15 protein-coding genes are annotated in these 17,704 nt (G+C 70.9%); 9 read left to right on the forward strand and 6 right to left on the reverse strand.

The genetic code is table 11. From position 1 onward, the window contains the following. Nucleotides 1-253: 253 nt before the first annotated feature. On the forward strand, nt 254-2,428 hold the full coding sequence (locus tag AC1RSK_RS10995; RefSeq protein ID WP_492907567.1) for an arylsulfatase: 2,175 nt from the start codon (nt 254-256) through the stop codon (nt 2,426-2,428). 131 nt (nt 2,429-2,559) lie between these two features. Here the strand turns inward: AC1RSK_RS10995 and AC1RSK_RS11000 are convergent, their stop codons facing one another. From AC1RSK_RS11000 to AC1RSK_RS11010, 3 genes are all read right to left on the reverse strand, one after another. Further along, nucleotides 2,560-3,798 carry a hypothetical protein gene (locus AC1RSK_RS11000; RefSeq protein WP_492907568.1) on the reverse strand — a complete coding sequence of 413 codons (1,239 nt, stop codon included), beginning with the start codon at nt 3,796-3,798 and terminating at the stop codon, nt 2,560-2,562. 133 nt (nt 3,799-3,931) lie between these two features. After that, nucleotides 3,932-5,440: a flavin-containing monooxygenase gene (locus AC1RSK_RS11005; protein ID WP_492907569.1), complete on the reverse strand. Its 1,509-nt coding sequence runs from the start codon at nt 5,438-5,440 to the stop codon at nt 3,932-3,934. Between the two features lie 79 nt (nt 5,441-5,519). Beyond that, entirely contained in the window at nt 5,520-6,299 is a 780-nt protein-coding gene (locus AC1RSK_RS11010; protein WP_492907570.1) for a pseudouridine synthase, read from the reverse strand. Between the two features lie 332 nt (nt 6,300-6,631). On the opposite strand from AC1RSK_RS11010, the gene AC1RSK_RS11015 reads away from it, so the two are divergent. Continuing rightward, entirely contained in the window at nt 6,632-7,405 is a 774-nt protein-coding gene (locus AC1RSK_RS11015) for an SDR family NAD(P)-dependent oxidoreductase (RefSeq protein ID WP_492907571.1), read from the forward strand. Here the strand turns inward: AC1RSK_RS11015 and AC1RSK_RS11020 are convergent. Both AC1RSK_RS11020 and AC1RSK_RS11025 read right to left on the reverse strand, forming a co-directional pair. Beyond that, entirely contained in the window at nt 7,402-8,244 is an 843-nt protein-coding gene (locus tag AC1RSK_RS11020) for a class I SAM-dependent methyltransferase (protein WP_492907572.1), read from the reverse strand. The two genes, AC1RSK_RS11015 and AC1RSK_RS11020, sit on opposite strands and share 4 nt — an antisense overlap. 96 nt (nt 8,245-8,340) lie before the next feature. Next, nucleotides 8,341-8,616, reverse strand: a complete 276-nt coding sequence (locus tag AC1RSK_RS11025; RefSeq protein WP_492907573.1) for a hypothetical protein — start codon at nt 8,614-8,616, stop codon at nt 8,341-8,343. A 161-nt stretch (nt 8,617-8,777) separates the two neighbouring features. Here AC1RSK_RS11025 and AC1RSK_RS11030 point away from each other — a divergent pair, with 161 nt between their 5' ends. The 7 genes from AC1RSK_RS11030 (at nt 8,778) to AC1RSK_RS11060 (ending at nt 16,978) form a co-directional block, all read left to right on the forward strand. Next, nucleotides 8,778-10,013: a TIGR03862 family flavoprotein gene (locus AC1RSK_RS11030; protein WP_492907574.1), complete on the forward strand. Its 1,236-nt coding sequence runs from the start codon at nt 8,778-8,780 to the stop codon at nt 10,011-10,013. A gap of 25 nt (nt 10,014-10,038) precedes the next feature. Then, entirely contained in the window at nt 10,039-11,016 is a 978-nt protein-coding gene (locus tag AC1RSK_RS11035) for a D-alanyl-D-alanine carboxypeptidase family protein (protein ID WP_492907575.1), read from the forward strand. A 110-nt stretch (nt 11,017-11,126) separates the two neighbouring features. Continuing rightward, complete coding sequence (locus AC1RSK_RS11040) at nt 11,127-12,230, forward strand: L,D-transpeptidase family protein (RefSeq protein ID WP_492907576.1); 1,104 nt, start codon at nt 11,127-11,129, stop codon at nt 12,228-12,230. 77 nt (nt 12,231-12,307) lie between these two features. After that, nucleotides 12,308-12,979, forward strand: coding sequence for a nitroreductase (locus tag AC1RSK_RS11045; protein WP_492907577.1), 672 nt, complete (start codon nt 12,308-12,310; stop codon nt 12,977-12,979). A 107-nt stretch (nt 12,980-13,086) separates the two neighbouring features. Further along, on the forward strand, nt 13,087-14,655 hold the full coding sequence (locus tag AC1RSK_RS11050) for a toll/interleukin-1 receptor domain-containing protein (protein WP_492907578.1): 1,569 nt from the start codon (nt 13,087-13,089) through the stop codon (nt 14,653-14,655). Next, the gene (locus tag AC1RSK_RS11055) at nt 14,655-15,347 is read left to right on the forward strand and encodes a nucleotide synthetase (protein ID WP_492907579.1); all 693 of its coding nucleotides are present in this window, start codon (nt 14,655-14,657) and stop codon (nt 15,345-15,347) included. The genes AC1RSK_RS11050 and AC1RSK_RS11055 overlap by 1 nt, the downstream gene beginning before the upstream one ends. Nucleotides 15,348-15,376: 29 nt before the next feature. Continuing rightward, nucleotides 15,377-16,978, forward strand: coding sequence for a hypothetical protein (locus tag AC1RSK_RS11060; protein ID WP_492907580.1), 1,602 nt, complete (start codon nt 15,377-15,379; stop codon nt 16,976-16,978). A gap of 7 nt (nt 16,979-16,985) precedes the next feature. On the opposite strand, the gene AC1RSK_RS11065 is transcribed toward AC1RSK_RS11060, so the two are convergent. Further along, the gene (locus AC1RSK_RS11065; RefSeq protein WP_492907582.1) at nt 16,986-17,657 is read right to left on the reverse strand and encodes a Crp/Fnr family transcriptional regulator; all 672 of its coding nucleotides are present in this window, start codon (nt 17,655-17,657) and stop codon (nt 16,986-16,988) included. Between the last annotated feature and the right edge of the window lie 47 nt (nt 17,658-17,704).

Genomic DNA, 17,704 nt, shown 5'->3' on the forward strand with positions numbered 1-17,704 from the left:
CTGAAGGACCGGTCGCCCGCACTGTGCGCCCGTGAGGGGCCGAGGCCAAGAGTGACGGTTGCGTCAACTTCGAGCCCGTCAGGCGGAAGTGGGTACCGGTTCCGCCGCCCGGACGGGCTCGACACTCTTGAGATCAGACCCTTTTCGCCCGGATCGGGTGTGCCACCCGAACCGGAAAGGGTCTGAGGTTACCCTTGGGTCTCGACTGGCGTATGATATATTGGCATTATAAATGCCAATATAAAGACGGGGCATGGAAATGGTTCAGTTCAAGCAGGCGGCGAAGGCCGTGCTGGCGCTCCTTGGCCTGACCACCCTGCTCGCCTTCGGGCCCAGCGCCGCCGCCCCGGCCCCCGCTCCTGCCCCCGGCAAGCCGCCCAACATCGTCCTCATCCTGATCGACGACGCCGGCTACACCGACCTCGGCGCCTACGGTTCGGAGATTGCCACCCCGACCATCGACGCCCTCGCCGCCTCGGGGACCAAGTTCGCCAACTTCCACGCCTCGCCGATGTGCGCCCCTTCGCGGGCCATGCTGCTGACCGGCGTCGACAGCCACACCGCCGGCGTCGCCAACCTGCCAGAGAGCACCCCGCCCGAGCATCGCGGCAACCCCGCCTACCAGGGCCATCTGGCCGGCAACGTCACCACCGTCGCCAGCCGGCTGCAGGCCGCCGGCTATCGCACCTACATGGCCGGCAAATGGCACCTGGGCCATGGGGCCGGCGACCTGCCCAGCGCCCGCGGCTTCGATCGCTCCCTGGCCCTGGAGGCCACCGGCGGCGACAACTTCCAGCAGCGCCCCTACTTCCCGATCTACGACGGCAGCGAGTGGTACGAGGACGGCAGGAAGACCAAACTGCCCAAGGACTTCTATTCCTCCCAGCTGCTGGTCGACCGGATGATCGGCTACATCGACAGCGCCCCCAAGGACGGCCGGCCCTTCTTCGCCTACCTGCCGATGCTGGCCATCCACATGCCGGTGCAGGCCCCGGCCGAGTATGTCGCCCGGTACGAAGGCAAGTACGCCGAGGGCTGGACCGCCCTGCGCCAGGCCCGCAAGGCCGGGGCCGTGCGGGCCGGCCTGATCGATCCCGAGACCCCGATGGGCCCGCCGCCGGCCAACGTCGCCGACTGGAACAAGCTGTCGAAAAAGGACCAGCAGGCCTTCGCCAGGCGCATGGCCGTCAATGCCGGCATGCTGGAGGCGATGGACGCCAACCTCGGCCGTCTGGTCGCCCACCTGAAGGCCACCGGCCGCTACGACGACACCCTGTTCGTCGTCCTCTCAGACAACGGCCCCGAGGGCGCCGACCCGCTGCTGGAGCCGGTGTTCCGCACCTGGCTGAAGGCCGTCGGCTACAGCACCAAGCCGGACAGCCTGGGGCCCAAGGGAACCTGGAACGCCATCGGCCCCGGCTGGGCCAGCGCCTCGGCGGCGCCCGGCTCGCTGTTCAAGTTCTATGCCTCCGAGGGCGGCACGCGCGTGCCGCTGATCCTGTCGGGGCCGGGGGTCAGGGCCGGCGCCACCACCCGCGGCTTCTCGGTGATCACCGACATCACCCCGACCCTGCTGGACCTGGCCGGCGTCGCCCCCGGCCAGGCGCTGGACGGCCGCAGCCTGCGTGGCGTCCTGGCCGGGACAGCGCCGAGCCCCTACGACGCCGTCACCCCTGTCGCCATGGAGGCGGCCGGCGAGGCGGCCCTGTGGAAGGGGAGCTTGAAGGCCATCAAGGGCGCCGGCCCGCTGGCCGACCCCGCCTGGCGGCTCTACGACATCGCCAAGGACCCCGGCGAGACCAACGACCTGGCCGCCGCCCGGCCGGCCGAGCTGGCCGCGTTGAAGGCCGACTACCAGGCCTGGGCGAAGCGGGTCGGCGTCGCCGAGATTCCGGCCGGCTACACGGCTGACAAGCAGGTGGCGAAGAACATCCTGCGGAGCCTGGTGCGAACCTACAGGCCGGTCTTCCTCGGCGGCCTGGCGGTCCTGCTGCTGGTCGCCGCCGGGCTCGCCTGGCGGATGCGCCGGGCCGGCGAGAGCGGGGGCCGCATCGCCGCCCGCCTGCTGCTCGGCGTCGTCGGCGCCCTGGCCCTGCTGATCGCCAGCCGCTTCTGGCTGGCCCCGGCCGAGACCGCCGCCAGCTTCGCCCTCGAACCCAAGGGCGCGGCTGGCCTGGGCACGATCCGCGCCGACATGGCCGCCTTCTTCGCCGCCGCCGGCGGCCTGTCCCTGGTCGCCGCCGTGCGCCGGGAAAGCCGCTGGCTGTGGCCGGTGCTGCTGATCCTTGGGCTGGCGCTGGGCGGACGGGTCCTCAACCTGATCCTGACCGGCGGCGGGCCCGGCGTCATCCCGCCGATGGTGGTCGAGGCGGTGCTGATCGCCATCGTGCTGCTGGGGATGCGCTTGCTGCCGAAGACCCGCGGCTGACCCGCCAGCACGACATAATCCGGGGACACTATATAGATTTTCGCCTCAGACCTCGGCCACCGCAGCGGCGAAAATCTATATAGTGTCCCCGGATTATGCGGCACGGCCGGTGGGCGTCGTAGCGCGGTCCCTCAGGTCCCCGGAATCCCCAGCCCCCGCAGGATCTTCCGGCCCTTGCTTTCCTTCGGCGGCGGCTTGCCCTCCTCCGGTTCCGCCTGGCTCGTATCGCCGAAGTCCTCACCGTTCATGCCCAGCAGGGTCCCATAGGTGCTGCGGTAGCGGATCTTGGTCGTCCATTCGATGTTCCAGGCCACCTTCGGATCGGCGGGCCTGGCCGGATGGGCGAAGTTGGCCTCCTGGCCGAAGGCGGTCATCATCAGCATGCCCTGGCCGCTGGCCGCCACCACCTCCTGCGGCACGGTGCATTCCGTCGCCGAGCCCGGCAACAGGGCGCCGCTGGCCACCAGCCGGGACAGGTCGCCGTCGCTCAGGTAGTCCGGCGCCGCCATCGCCCAGCTGCGGGCCTTGCTGGAGGTCCAGAGGACCATGGTCGAGCCGCCGCCGCGCGTCTCCTGGGCCCCCATGCTGTAGAGGAAGATGCCGCGCGCCCGGCCCATCGCCGGCCAGGTCAGCCGCATGGCCCCGGCGGTGGGCGTTTGAGCCAGCCGGATGGGGGCCATGAAGTCGGTCCCAGGCGTCAGGGCCAGCTTGATCTCCGGCGCGAAATTGCCGCGCACCGCGTGGTCGCCGGCCAGGGACGCCCCCTGCGGAATGGCCGGGCTGGAGCGGCGGTTGGGCCATTCGGCGTAGGAGGCATGGGTCTGAGCCGACGGGCCCCGCTCGGTGGAAACGATCTGGCCGGCGCTCAGGGCCGCGAAGTCCTGCTGACCGTCGGCCATCTTGGCGAAGTCGAGCACGAAGGGCTGGCCGGGCCCGGCCTTGGCGCCGCAGCCCCAGTAGATGAGAATCTTGCCCTTGGGTTTTTCGCGCCGGTAGTCCTCGGGACTGCTCGGCTGGCCGCGCGGGGCCGCGGCCGGTTCGGGCGGCAGCAGCGGCACGGAGGCGCCCAGCCGCATGCCGGGCGGCAGGAAGTGGTCGGCGGCCGGGGCGGCGATCTTGCGGCTGGAGCCCAGCTGCAGGCGCAGGGTGCGCATGGTTCCGCCGGGGTCGAAGCCGCCGCTCATCATCTGGCCGAAGGAGGGCCGCTGCGCCGGGCCGCCGCCGGCCATGGCCGCCATCGGCCCGGCGCTGGTCGAGGCGCTGATCCAGTAGACCGCCACCGGGCCGGTCTGCTTCTGCGACGGCTGGCCCGCGCCGACGAGGGCGAGCGCAGAACATCCAACGGCGGTGCGGAGAAGGAGGGTTTTCATCGGCGGGCCCCGAAAGACGGCGCCCGTCCGCTCAGCGTGGCTGGTGGGGGACGCCCTGATGACCAAACGCACGCTTACTGGCGCGCAGGCTAAGGACATCCCGCGGATCGATGCAATCCCCCAATAGAGGCGATCAGGCGGCCAGCTTCTTCTCCGCCGGCGCCGCCCCCACCTTCGACATCGGGTTGGAGAACACCATGGCCCCGTCGTCGACCTTGCCGAACTTCAGGGTCATCAGGTCCAGGGCGTAGTTCTGGTGCTGCTTCCACGGCGCGCGCGCCCCCTGCTTGGGGAACAGGTGCACCGAGCGCTGGACATAGCCCGAGGAGAAGTCGAGCCAGTCCTCGTCGCCCTCGTCGCCCGGCCGCCGCACCGGCGTGCATTGGGCCAGGCCCGTCTTGGTCATGTGGTTCAGCAGCCGGCAGACATAGGCGCAGGTCAGGTCGGCCTTCAGCGTCCAGCTGGCGTTGGTGTAGCCGAACGAGGAGGCCAGGTTCGGCACGCCGCTGTACATCATGCCCTTGTAGCTGAGCGTCTCGCTGAACTTGACCGGCTCGCCGTCGACGGCGAACTGCGTGCCGCCCAGCACCTCCAGGTTCAGGCCGGTGGCGGTGACGATGATGTCGGCCTCCAGCGTCTGGCCGGACTTCAAGAGGATGCCGGTTTCGGTGAAGCGCTCGATGTGGTCGGTGACGACGCTGGCCGAGCCGTTGTTGATGGCGTCGAACAGGTCATTGTCCGGCACCAGGCAGAGCCTCTGATCCCAGGGATTGTAGCGGGGGGTGAAGTGGGTGGCGACGTCATAGTCGGGGCCCAGCTTCTCGCGGACCATGCCGAGGATCTGCTCCTTGACCTTCTCCGGCTTGTTGCGGGCCATGCGGAAAAACAGCATGCCGAGCAGGACGTTCTTCCACCGCGTGATGCGGTAGGCGGTCATGGGGGAGAATTTCTTCTTCAGCCATTCGGCGGCCGGATCCTCGGCCGGCCGGCTGACCACATAGGTCGGCGAGCGCTGCAGCATGGTGACGTGGGCGGCGGTCTTGGCCATCTCCGGCACCAGGGTGACGGCGGTGGCGCCGCTGCCGATGACCACGACCTTCTTGCCCGAATGGTCGAGGTCGGCGGGCCATTCCTGCGGGTGGACGATGGTCCCCTTGAAGTCGGCCGATCCGGCGAACTCCGGCTTGTAGCCCGACTTGTAGGAATAGTAGCCCGAGCACATGAAAAGGAAGTTGCAGGTGAAGCGGACCGGCTTGCCGGCCACCTCGGCGGTCACCGTCCAGGCGGCCGTCTCGGTGTCCCAGTCGGCGCGCTGGACCATGTGGCCGTAGCGGATGTGCTGGTCGATGCCGTTCTCGGCGGCGGTCTCGTGGACATAGGCCAGGATCGAGGGGCCGTCGGCGATGGCCTTGGCGGCCTTCCACGGCTTGAAGACGTAGCCGAGGGTGTACATGTCGCTGTCGGAGCGGATGCCAGGATAGCGGAACAGGTCCCAGGTGCCGCCCATGGCCGCGCGGCCCTCGAGCACGACATAGGTGCGGTCCGGCGAGCGGTCCTGCAGGTGCTTGGCGGCGCCGACACCCGACAGGCCAGCCCCCACGATGACCACGTCGAAGTGCTCGGTTTCTGAACCCTGCGTCAAAACCGTCTCTCCCTGTTCTTATGTTATCAGCGATAATACGGCTAAAACGACCGTTTGAACAGGGGTGGGTGACCTTGGGTCAAATTGGTCGCGGCTTGGACGCCTCCAGCAGCGCCGCCCGCTCTTCGCTCGTCATCGGCCGCCACATCCCCTCCGGCAGGTCGTCCAGCTCGATCGGGCCGATCCGCGTCCGCACCAGGTCGACGACCTCCAGCTCGACCAGTTCGCACATCCGCCGGATCTGGCGGTTGCGGCCCTCGACCAGCACGAACCGCAGCCGGCCCGGCATCACCTCGTCGACCTGGGCCGGCCGCAGGGTCCGCCCGTCCAGCTCCAGCCCGTGGCGCAGCAGGGCGACCTTCTCCTCGGTGACGTCGCCGTCGACCTGGACGAAGTATTCCTTGTCCAGCTCGCTGTCGGGCCCGATCACCGCCTTGGCCAGCACCCCGTCCTCCGACAGGATCAACAGCCCCCGGCTGTCCATGTCCAGCCGGCCGAGCGGGGCCAGCTTGTGGTCGCTGTTGGGAAACACCTCGGCCTCGACAAACAGGTTCGACTTGCGCAGCAGCCGCACGGCCGGCACCTGGTCGCCTTCCGGCTGCGAGGAGACGATGCCGACCGGCTTGTGGATGACCACCGTCAGCTTGGTGTCGAGCGCCGCCTTGCCGGCCTCGTCGAGGACCAGGGTCTGGCCGGGCAGGATCTTGCGGCCGACGTCCTCGACCGGCGCCCCGTCGATGGTCACCCGGCCCTCGGCGATCAGCCCCTCGGCCTCGCGCCGCGAGCAGACGCCCGACTGCGCCAGCCACTTGTTGACCCGCACGGGCTCTTCGCCCTGGTAAGTCCGGCTCCAGGCCATGCTTCCTCCGCTGCGTCCTCTCTAGAGGTTGCCAAGCGAGGGGAGAAGCGGGCGGCCTCGCCCGGCGCGCCACCTCCCCGCTTCACCACCCCATGAAACCCTGATCAACCCCCCATGAAACCCCAACGGCGGCCCCATCGAAACCGCAGCCAAACCTCACCCAAAACCAATATAAAGCCCCTTAAAATCAATCAGTTGATGAAAATCTCCAGCAAACGCGCTGCTTGCCGGATCGGCTCCCGTGGTATCATGTCGGGCCGCTTCGATAACAACCCTTCCCTGCCCCACGGTCAGCCCGGGAATAGTCGTCAAAAGACCGCCCAGGACGCCCCATGACCTACGAACTTCCCAACGCCTCCATCGACCTGACCGGCCACGTCGCCCTGGTCACCGGCGCCAGCTCCGGCCTCGGCAAGCGCTTCGCCCAGGTGCTGGCCGCCCAGGGCTGCGCCGTGGCCCTGACCGCCCGCCGGGTCGACCGGCTGGAGGCCCTGGCCGCCGAGATCAACGCCGCCGGCGGCCGGGCCGTGGCCCTGGCGCTGGACGTCACCGACGCCGACCAGCTGCTGGCCGTGGTCGGCCAGGCGGAGGCGGCGCTGGGCCCGGTCGACATCCTGGTCAACAACGCCGGCATCCCGGACGCTCAAAGGGCCCACAAGATGAGCGTCGAGCTGATCGACGCCGTCCTCGACACCAACGTCCGCGGCCCCTGGATCCTGGCCTGCGAATTCGCCCGCCGGCGCATGGCCGCCGGCCAGCCGGGGCGGATCGTCAACATCGCCTCGGTGGCGGCGTTCAGCTACACGGGCGGCGGCGCGGCCCTCTATTCGGTCAGCAAGGCCGCCGTGGTGCGGATGACCGAGGCCCTGGCCGTCGAGTGGGCGAAGTTCCACATCAACGTCAACGCCATCGCGCCCGGCGCCTTCGCCTCGGAGATGATGGACGGCATGCTGGAGCGGGTCGGCGACATCACCCAGCACTTCCCGCGCAAGCGGCTGGGCAACCCGGCCCAGCTCGACTCCACCCTGCTCTACCTCTGCGGCCCGGCCTCGGACGCGGTCACCGGGACCTGCATCAAGGTCGATGACGGCCAGGGCGGCCGCTAGGTTTTGGTGGCGGTGACGATCCAGGTGGCGGAGTCGAAATAGACGCCGTCCGGGGTGTCGTGCGCGCTGAGCACCTCGCGCAGGGACGCCTTGACCGCCTCGCGCTTATCCGGATGGTCGGCGAGCAGGCGGCCGGCCGGCCCGACCTTGGCGGCGAGGACCAGAGCCTCGTCCAGGCTGTTGCCGCCGATCGCCGCGTCGTGCGGGGTGATGGCGATGTCGCCGAAGCCCGCGCCCGCCAGGATGCCCCGCACCCGCCCGGGATCGGCGAAGGCGAACGGTCCGGGCGCCAGCGGATCGGTCGGCTCCGGCGGCGGTACATGCTTGAGCGCCGCGTCGAGCGGCGCCGTCATCCAGGGATTCTCCATCAGCGGCCGCCAGCAGACGAAGGCCAGCCGGCCGCCGGGCTTCAAAGCCGCCGCCAGGTTGGCGAAGGCGGCCGGCGGGTCGGCGAAGAACATCACCCCGAACCGCGAGTAGACCCCGTCCCACTGGCCGGCTCCGAAGTCCTCGGCCTGGGCGTCGGCCTCGATCACCGAGGCCTGCTCCAGTTCGGCGGCCGCCAGCCGCTGCCGCGCCACCTCCAGCATCGGCCGGGAGATGTCGGCCCCCAGCACCCGGCCCTGCGGCCCGACGCCGAGCGCCAGGGCCAGGGTGGTGTCGCCGCAGCCGCAGCCGATATCGAGAATCCGCTCGCCGGCCCTCGGGGCCAGGGCCGCCATCGCCGCCTCGCCCAGCGGCGCGATCTGGCGGTCGAGCAGGGCCTGCAGCGAGGCCCAGGTCAGGCCGGCGGCGTCGTTCCAATAGTCGATCTGGGCGGTGTTGGGCGGGTTGCTCATGGGGCTCTGATACCAGCCCCAACGCCACACCCTAAGCAAAACGCCCCCCGACCGCAAAGTCGAAGGGCGCTGCTGAGAACCTTGAAGACGGGGAGCCTAGTGCTCGGCCTTCTTCTCGATCTCGTCGGCCTTTGCGTCGGCGGCCTTCTCGACCGTGTCGGCCTTCTCGTCGAGGGCGTCCTTGGTGGCTTCGCCCTGGGCGACGGCGGCGTCCTTGGCGGCTTCGCCTTGGGCTTCCAGGCTGTCGGCGGTCTTTTCGCCCGAGGCCTCGACGGCGTCGGCCTGTTTTTCGGCGGCCTTCTCGGCGGGGCTGCCGCAGGCGGCCAGGGACAGGGCGCCGATAGCGGCGGCGGCGGCGATGACGATACGCATTGGGTGTTCCCTCCGTGTCTTATTGCACGGGGAGATTAGCGCTTCAGACTCGGCTTGGTTTCAACCCGCCGGGTAAAATTTCCCGAAACCCGGAACGTCCCGGATGGACCACTGCTCCATCACGGCCGTTCACAGGGCCGCGAACCTGCTACAAGCCGGGCATGTCCCCAACAGTCACCGTCATCGGCGCCGGCCCCGCCGGCCTGGTCGCCGCCGAAGTCCTGGCCCGGGCCGGCGCCAGCGTCCGCCTGCACGACGCCATGCCCTCGGCCGGCCGCAAGCTGCTGATGGCCGGGCGCGGCGGGCTGAACCTGACCCATTCCGAACCGCTGGAGGCCTTCCTCGGCCGCTACGGCGAGGCGGCCGGCTGGATGGCCCCGCGCCTTGACGCCTTCACCCCGGCCGCTCTGATCGCCTGGGCTACAAGCCTGGGCCAGGAGACCTTCGTCGGCTCCAGCGGCCGGGTCTTCCCCAAGGCCATGAAGGCCTCGCCGCTGCTGCGCGCCTGGCTTGGCCGGCTGGGCGAGCTGGGCGTCACCCTGGCGCTGCGCAGCCGCTGGACCGGCTGGGACGCCGCCGGCGCCCTGACCTTCGAGACACCGGCCGGCCCGGTCACCGAGACCGCCGACGCCGTCATCCTGGCGCTCGGCGGGGCCAGCTGGCCAAGACTCGGCTCCGACGGCGGCTGGGCCGGCCTGCTGGCGGCGCGCGGCGTCGAGATCGCCCCCTTCCAGCCGGCCAATGTCGGTTTCGACGTCGCCTGGACGCCGGTCTTCCGCGAGCGCTTCGCCGGCCAGCCGCTGAAGGCCATCGCCCTGACCCATGGCGACCGGACCGTGCGCGGCGAGGCGATGATCGCCGGCTATGGCCTGGAGGGCGGGGCCGTCTACGCCCTGTCGGCCGGCCTGCGGGAGGCGCTCGCCAGGGACGGCAAGGCGCGGCTCACCGTCGACCTGCGCCCCGACCAGAGCCTCGGCCAGCTGACCGCCCGCCTGGTCACACCGCAGGGGCGTCAGAGCCAGTCCAACCACCTGCGCAAGGCGGCCGGGCTGTCGCCCGCCGCCATCGGCCTGATGCGCGAGGCGACCGGCGGCCCGATCCCGATCTCGCCGCGCAGCCAGGCCGCCCTGATCAAGGCGACGCCGGTGACCCTGACCGGCATGCAGGGGCTGGAGCGGGCCATCTCCAGCGCCGGCGGCGTGCGGCTCGCCGAACTGGACGAGGGCCTGATGCTGCGCCGCCTGCCCGGCGTCTTCGCGGCCGGCGAGATGCTCGACTGGGAGGCCCCGACCGGCGGCTACCTGCTGCAGGCCTGCCTGGCCACAGGGCTGGCGGCGGCGCGCGGGGCCGCCGGGCTTCTGAACCTTCCTGCGATTGACGCGCTAGCTCAGCCGTGACGGGATAGCGCCGTCTGGAGGCGGCATGCAGGCCATCCTGCGCATTCTCGACCGGGCGATCCAGGGACTGTTGCGGCTGCTTGGCTGGGCGGCGGCCCTGGCCCTGTTGGCGGTGGTCGTCGTGGTCGGCGGCTGGTTCCTGTTCACGCCCAAGGCGCAGAACCCAACCCTGCAGGAAGCCTATCAGGGCGAGACCTTCGTCGCCCCGTCGCCCTCGGCCGAACCGCTGCCCGCGCCCCGGCTGACCAGCGACTGCGGCGACAGCCGCTACGCCGCCGCCGCCCGCGCCAACGCCGACTCGGCCCGCAGCCTGATCTGGTCGCCGTTCGGCGCCGAGGAGATCGGCTGGGAGACCTACGCCCCGCTGATCGCCGCCGAGATCGCCACCGCCTGCGGCCATGGCGAGCCCGGCTTCGCCGCCGCCCTGGCCGCTTGGCAGCGGCGCAACGGGCCGGTGGCCGACGGCGTCATGACCCCGGCGGTGTTCGAGGCCATGCGGCTGCGCTGGCACCGACGCCGGCCGTTCTCGAAGATTCGGCCCGAGGACTGCCCGCCGCCGACGATAAACCTGGTCTATGCCGCCCCGTCCGAGGTCTACGGCCGGCCCATGCAGCTGCGGCCCGGGGCCCTGGCCGCCTATCGCCGGATGATCGCCGCCGCCCATGCCGAGGCCCCGGCGGTGTTTGGCCAGCCGGGCGCCCTGAAGATCTTCTCGGCCTTCCGCGACCCGGAGGCCGACGCCGCCCGCTGTCTGACCGACGGCAACTGCGACGGCGTGCGCCGCACCCTCTGCTCGGCCCACCGCACCGGCCTGGCGCTGGACATCCATGTCGGCATGGCGCCGGGCGGCGATCCGGCCTCGACGGCCGCCTTCAACCGCCTGGCCCAGTCGCGCACCCCGGCCTATCGCTGGATGGTCCGCAACGCCGGCCGGTTCGGCTTCGTCAACTACGCCTACGAGCCCTGGCACTGGGAGTGGACGGGCGAGCCGGTCCTCCCCTGACAGGCCGCAGGCCTGGCGGGGGAGGGGGACCGACCGCGCAGCGGTTGGTGGAGGGGGCGAGGCTCGTTCGCCGAACCGGAACTCCCGAACCTCTCGCGGCTTACAGGGGCATGATAATTCGCCTCCTCCCCGTCCTGACCTGCGTCAGCCTGCTGGCCGCCTGTAGTCCGGCTCCCGAGCCCAAGGCCGAGGGCCCGGCCATCCCGCCGCAGGAAGCCACGCCGACCCCCTCGCCGCAGCTGGCCGGCGGCCTGTCGCCCGGCGCGGTCAACCAGGCCCCCTTCGCCGTTCCGCCAGCCGACGACGCCCGCGCGCCGGCGGTGCTGCGGGCCCAGATCCTGCTCGACCGGGCCCGCTTCTCGCCCGGCGTCATCGACGGCACGGCCGGCGAGAACCTGCGCCAGGCGGTGGCGGCCTATGAGGAGGCCAATGGGCTCACCGTCGACGGCGAGATGGACGAGCCGGTGTTCGCCAAGCTGACCGCCGCCGACGCCCGGCCGGTGCTGGGCGACTATGTGATCACCGAGGAGGACGCCAAGGGGCCCTTCGTCACCCTCGGCCACGACATGACCGCCCAGGCCAAGCTGCCGAGCATGGGCTTCGAAAGCGCCAGGGAGGCCCTGGCCGAGAAGTTCCATATGACCGAGGAGCTGCTGGGCCAGCTCAACCCCGGCGTCGACTTCGCCAAGGCCGGGACGACCATCACCGTCGCCCAGGTCGGCGACGACGTGTTGCCCGCCGACGTGGCGCTGATCGAGGTCGACAAGGCCGACAAGGCGCTGCGGGCCTTCGACGCCGCCGGCAAGCTGCTGGCCTTCTATCCCTCGACCATCGGCAGCGACGAGCGGCCCGCCCCCGAGGGCCTGCTGAAGGTCACCGGCGTCGCCCAGGACCCGACCTACACCTTCGACCCCAAGCGACTGACCTACAGCCAGCCGGGCGTGAAGGGGAAACTGACCCTGCCGGCCGGGCCCAACAATCCGGTCGGCGTTGTCTGGATCGGGCTGAGCAAGGAAACCTTCGGCATCCACGGTTCGGACGAACCCAAGGAGATCGGCAAGAAGTTCAGCCACGGCTGCATCCGCCTGACCAACTGGGACGCCGAGGAATTGGCCGGCAAGGTCAAGGCCGGGGTCAAGGTCAGCTTCATCGAGGCCTCGGCCGGCGGCCTGCGCGAGGAGCAGGCGAAGGCGAAACCGAAGACGAAGACCTAGGCGGCTGACGCCACGTCCATCTGGTCCCGGGGTCCGCGAGTTGGCATGGTCGCGCCGGTTCCACCGGAGCGACCCCCTTGCTGCTCACTGATGCGTTACGCGCCCGCCGCTCCATCCGCGCCTTCAAGCCCGATCCGGTGCCCGAGGCCCTGGTCCGCGCGCTGCTCGAAGAGGCCCGGCGCGCGCCGTCGGGGACCAACATCCAGCCGTGGAAGGTGCATGTCGTGGCCGGCGAGACGCGGGCCCGGCTGGAACGCGAGGTGCTGGCCCACCGTGAGACCAACCCGGCCGACAACGGCGCAGAGTTTCCCCGGCGCGGCGGGGCGCGACGCGATCCCTACCTGGCCCGCATGCGCACCCTGGGCAAGGCGATGTACGGTCTCCTGGAAATCCCCAAGGGCGACCAGGCGGCGAACTGGCGCCAGTGGGGACGCAACTACCAGTTCTTCGACGCGCCGGTCGGACTGATCTTCACCATCGACAATGACCTGGACGCCATGAGCTTCCTGGACATCGGCATGTTCATCCAAACCCTGATGCTGGCCGCCGCCGCCCGCGGCCTGGGCAGCTGCGCCCAGGGCGCCTGGAACAACTACTGGACGGTGACCAAGGCGGTGCTGGGCGTGCCGGAGGACCAGTATGTGGTCTGCGGCCTGTCGCTGGGGTGGCCGGACGAGACGGCGGCGGTGAACAGCCTGGTGGCCGATCGGGAGCCGGTGGAGGCATTCGCGGTGTTCCACGGATTCTGAGGCCGATGGGCACGATCAACGGTCTTTTGGCGCTCACCGCGCAATGCGACGTTGTGCGCCCTTCGAACCTCTGACAGCCTGCGCGGACGGCGGCCGGGGGGATTCGCATGGCGGATGCATCGGAAGCGACAGGCGGACGGTATCGCGCCTTCATCAGCTACAGCCATCGCGACGCCGTCTTCGCCGCGCGCCTGCACCGGCGGCTGGAGGGCTATGTCCTCCCCAAGCGGCTGGGCGCCGCCGGCCGGCGACTGACGCCGATTTTCAAGGACCGGGAGGAATTGCCCGCCGCGCAGGACCTCAGCGTCCAGGTGCGGGCGGCGCTGGCGGCGTCCGACTGCCTGATCGTGGCCTGTTCGCCGGACGCCGCCGCCTCGCCCTGGGTCGGCCGGGAGATCGAACTCTTCCGCGAGCTGCACCCGGACCGGCCGATCCTGGCGGCGCTGATCCGGGGGGAGCCGGCCGAGGCGTTTCCGCCGGCGCTGGCCGCCGGCGGCGTTGAGCCGCTGGCGGCGGATTTCCGCAAGGAGGCCGACGGCGAGCGGCTGGCGCTGCTGAAGCTGGTCGCCGGGATCGCCGGCGTCGGGGTCGACCAGCTGGTCCAGCGGGACGCGCAGCGGCGGTTGCGAGCCGTGACAGCGCTCACGGCGGCCTCGCTGGCCGGGGTGATAGCCATGGGGACGATGACGACCTTTGCGCTCAGCGCACGAGCCGAGGCCGAACGGCAGCGACGGGAGGCCGAAGGACTGGTGGAGTTCATGCTGACGGATCTGCGCGACCGTTTGGAAGGGGTGGGACGGCTCGACGTGCTGACCGCCGCCAACCAGCGGGCGCTGGCCTACTACAGCGGTCGCGATCTGGACCGGTTGCCGGCCGAGTCCCTGGAGCGACGGGCGCGGATCCTGATGGCCATGGGCGAGGATGACGCCAACCGCGGCGACCTGGCCGCCGCCGTCGCCCAGTTCACCGAAGCCCGCCGCGTCACCGCCGCCCTGCTGCAGAGCGAGCCGAAGAATCCGGACCGTATCTGGGCCCACGGCCAAAGCGAATTCTGGCTCGGCTACATCGCCTATCTCGGCAAGGACACGGCCGCCGCCCGAAGAGGGTTCGAGGCCTATCGCGATCTGTCGCTGAGCCTGACCGCGATCGACGGCGACAATCCGAAGTTCCTGACCGAACTGGCCTACGCCGATGGCAACCTCTGCTCCCTGGCGATCGAGCAGGAGAAGCAGGTCGATCGCGCCTTGCGGAGCTGCCGTGAGGCGCTGGCGCTGATGCGGCGGGCCGTGGGCGCGACGCCGGCGACGACCGAGAAGGGCCTCGACCTGGCCAATCGCCATGCCTGGCTCTCACAGGCCTATGAGTTCGCCGCCGATCATGCCGCCGCCCGCCGCGAGGCGGAAACGCTGGAGGCGCTGCTGGACACGCTGCTGCGCCGCGATCCGGACAATGTGAAGCTCAAGGACCAGTGGACCGGCGCCCAACGGTCGCTCGCCCGGCTGGACTATCGCGGGGGCGACTACAGGTCCGCCCTGACGCGGGCGCGCCGGTGCCGCGACGGCCTGATGGCGCTCATCGCATTGGAACCCAGAAACCAGCGCTGGCGGGATCAGCTCACCAGCGCCGAACGGTCTATCGCGGCGATCGAAGCCGCCGGAAGAAAAGGAAAGCCCTGATGGCCAAACCGACCGCAGATCAGCTGATCGTCAACAATCTCGAGTTCAAGCTGCCAAGGGACTACGACGCCGAGGCCTATCCGCGCATTCCCTTCAATCCGAAGAAGATCGTCCATGTGCTGCTCTCGATCGACGCGTCGAACCCGGGCGCGCCCAAGGACCTGCGCTTCCTCTCGTATGAGACCACGAGCGATCTTCCCCCCGGCGACCCGTACGAGGAGGTCGAGAAATACTGCCAGGCGCTGAATGTCCCGTTTTCGCAAGCCGGCGATTCGGCTCCGACCCGCACACCCTCCGGGGAACCAATGGCGCCCCTGGACAATCCCTACAACATTCCCCTGACCGAGCCCCTGACCAACGGCGACCAGGGGTTTGTCGTGCTGCAGCTCGATCCCGCCATCAACTGGTGCTTCACCTTTGGCGGCCTGGGCGTCACGTCGAAGGACTTCTATTCCGACGACAGCTTCGGCGTGCAGTTCATCGATAGCGATGGCACGGCCACCGCCCGCGGGGCCCTGGCGCCGCTCCGCAGCCGCATCCTGAATTTCGCCTACGCACGGCGGATCTACGACACCAAGCAGGCCTTCAACTTCCAAATCTCGTTCGTGTGGACGGACGGTGAGACGGAGTACAGGATGCCGATGGTCTTCGACCCTGACATTCCCAGCTCCGGCGGCGGCAGCATTCCCTAGAGCAGGCATTCCCCAGTCCAGGCGTTCCCATGTCCCCGTCCCTCCTCCCGATCATCGCCCACGCCCGCGCCGGCGCCCTGGATTATGCCCTGCGGCTGTTCCAGGCCGCCGGCCTGGACGAGGTCGCCGACGACGTCGCCGTGCTCTCGCTCAAGGGCCGCCTGCTGAAGGATCAGGGCCGGCGGGCCAGCGGGGCGGTGCGGCGGGCCTTCTATGGCCAGTCCGCCGAGGCCTACGGTGCGGCCGGGGCCCTGAACTGGGCGACCTATCCGTTGATCAACGCCGCCAGCCTGTCGCTGCTGGCCGGAGAGCCGGCGCGGGCGGCGGCCCTGGCGGAGAAGGTGCTGGCGCGGCTGGATCAGGGGGACGCCGAGCCCGACACCCCCTACTGGCGGGAGGCGACCCGGTCGGAGGCCGAGCTGTTGCTGGGCCGCACCCGCGAGGCCTGGGTGACCCTGATGGGGGCGGTCGCGCTGGCCCCTCGGGCCTGGGAGGACCACGCCTCGACCCTGCGCCAGTTCGCCCTGATCCTCGACGCCCAGGGACAGCCCAGCGACTGGCTGGAGCCGTTCCGGCCGCCCCGCGCCCTGCATTTCACCGGCCACCTGGGCGTCGATCCGCAGGACGCCGACCTGGCCGAGCGGGTGGGCCTGCTCCTGGAGGCGGAGAACGTCGGCTTCGGCTACGGCGCCCTGGCGGCCGGGGCCGACATCGTCGTCGCCGAGGCCCTGCTGGCGCGGGGCGCCGAGCTGCACCTGGTCCTGCCCAGCTCGCGGGCCGGTTTCCGGGACGCCAGCGTCTCCCTGCTCGACGAAGGCTGGGGCCAGCGCTTCGACGCGGTGTTGGAGCGGGCCGATACGGTCGTCGTCGTCGGCGGGCTGGAGGACCGTCCCGATCCCCTGTCGCTGAAACTGGCCGGCCGGGCGGCCATGGGCCGGGCGGCGATGCAGGCCCGCCTGCTGGCCAGCGAGGCCATCCAGCTGACCATATCCGACGGCGAGGCGGCCGAGGCCGGCTCCCTGACGCTCTGGGCGGGGGATGTCTGGGCGGTGACCGGACGGCGAAGCCTGGATCTGGCCGCGCCGCGCCGGCGGGACCTGCCGCCGGGCGGCGCGCTGACCACGCCGCAGGGCGCGGTGATCGCGGCGGTGCTCAACCTGTCGCCGGCCGAGGGTCAGGCCGACGCCGCCCTGCCGGCCATCCTCGCCGCCCTCGACCGGGTCGGCGCGGGCCCGGTGCGGCCGCCCGCCTGGACCGGTGAGGTGCTGCTGCTCAGCTTCGACAGCTGCGAACAGGCGGTCCGCGCCGCCCGGGTCGCCGCGCCGCTGCTGGACGGCGGACGCATCGCCGGGGCGGCCGGGGCCGGACGGGCGCTGCACGGCCTGTTGCTGGGCCGCCCCGTCGAGACCGCCGCCCGGCTGCTGGCCTCCGTGCCGCCCGGCGGGGCCCTGGTCGATGCGGTGTTCGCCAGCCTGCTGGCCGCCGGTCCCGACGGCGAGGCCGTTCCCAGCGAGCCGGTCGGCGAGCTGCCGCCGGTCGATCCGGCCCAGCTGGGCGTGGACACCGACCTGGGCGTCTACAGCCTGAACCTCTGGAGCCCGTCAGGCGCGAGGATGGCCGCCGCCGACTGAGGCGGGATCAGATCACGCCTTCCTCGATGGCGCGCGGCGAGACCAGCACGATCGCCCCGTCCTCGCGTCGGATCTGGCCAAGCCGTTCCATCTTGCTGACCTCGCGCGACACCGTCTCGCGCGTCGTCTGGATACGCACCGCCATCGCCGTCCACTGCGGCGCCGGCCGGATCACCCGCCGGCCGCCCTCGTCCCGCGCCAGCCGCAGCAGCTCGGCCCGCGTCCGCCCGGCCGCCGTCAGGGTCACCCGCTCGACCATCCGCCCGGTGGCCGCCCGCAGCTGGCGCAGCAGCAGCCGCGACACCGCCAGCCCCACGGCGCTGTGCGCCTCGATCAGCTCCAGGAAGTCACTGCTCAGGAACAGGGCCGCGCGCAGCGTCTCGGCGGCCACCACGTCGGCGTCCTGCGGCCCGCTGTCCAGCGCCGTGATCGCCCCGAACAGGTCGCCGCCGCCATACTCCTGGACCAGGGTCATCTGGCCGTCGACGCCGTAGACCAGCGCCTGCGCCCGTCCGGCCATGACCAGCCAGGTGTCGCTGCACGGATCGCCCTGGCGCAGCACCACCGCCCGCGCCGCGTAGACCCGCAACGCCGCCCGCCGCGCCACCGCCTCCGCCGTCGCTGGCGAGCAGGCGAACACGCGCGCCACGAACTGCGCCAGATCGACCGCCGACTCCATGGCGGGACAATAGGGCCGGTCAGCGCGACCGCAACACTCTCCTCGCA

The sequence above is a fragment of the Caulobacter sp. GW821-FHT11A05 genome (assembly GCF_058809015.1).

What these genes read in the sequence shown, in the direction of transcription:
- AC1RSK_RS10995 (WP_492907567.1), top strand. Translation starts at nt 254, where the DNA reads ATGGAAATGGTTCAGTTCAAGCAGGCGGCGAAGGCCGTGCTGGCGCTC.
- AC1RSK_RS11000 (WP_492907568.1), bottom strand. Translation starts at nt 3,798, where the DNA reads ATGAAAACCCTCCTTCTCCGCACCGCCGTTGGATGTTCTGCGCTCGCC.
- AC1RSK_RS11010 (WP_492907570.1), bottom strand. Translation starts at nt 6,299, where the DNA reads ATGGCCTGGAGCCGGACTTACCAGGGCGAAGAGCCCGTGCGGGTCAAC.
- AC1RSK_RS11015 (WP_492907571.1), top strand. Translation starts at nt 6,632, where the DNA reads ATGACCTACGAACTTCCCAACGCCTCCATCGACCTGACCGGCCACGTC.
- AC1RSK_RS11020 (WP_492907572.1), bottom strand. Translation starts at nt 8,244, where the DNA reads ATGAGCAACCCGCCCAACACCGCCCAGATCGACTATTGGAACGACGCC.
- AC1RSK_RS11025 (WP_492907573.1), bottom strand. Translation starts at nt 8,616, where the DNA reads ATGCGTATCGTCATCGCCGCCGCCGCCGCTATCGGCGCCCTGTCCCTG.
- AC1RSK_RS11030 (WP_492907574.1), top strand. Translation starts at nt 8,778, where the DNA reads ATGTCCCCAACAGTCACCGTCATCGGCGCCGGCCCCGCCGGCCTGGTC.
- AC1RSK_RS11035 (WP_492907575.1), top strand. Translation starts at nt 10,039, where the DNA reads ATGCAGGCCATCCTGCGCATTCTCGACCGGGCGATCCAGGGACTGTTG.
- AC1RSK_RS11040 (WP_492907576.1), top strand. Translation starts at nt 11,127, where the DNA reads ATGATAATTCGCCTCCTCCCCGTCCTGACCTGCGTCAGCCTGCTGGCC.
- AC1RSK_RS11050 (WP_492907578.1), top strand. Translation starts at nt 13,087, where the DNA reads ATGGCGGATGCATCGGAAGCGACAGGCGGACGGTATCGCGCCTTCATC.
- AC1RSK_RS11055 (WP_492907579.1), top strand. Translation starts at nt 14,655, where the DNA reads ATGGCCAAACCGACCGCAGATCAGCTGATCGTCAACAATCTCGAGTTC.
- AC1RSK_RS11060 (WP_492907580.1), top strand. Translation starts at nt 15,377, where the DNA reads ATGTCCCCGTCCCTCCTCCCGATCATCGCCCACGCCCGCGCCGGCGCC.
- AC1RSK_RS11065 (WP_492907582.1), bottom strand. Translation starts at nt 17,657, where the DNA reads ATGGAGTCGGCGGTCGATCTGGCGCAGTTCGTGGCGCGCGTGTTCGCC.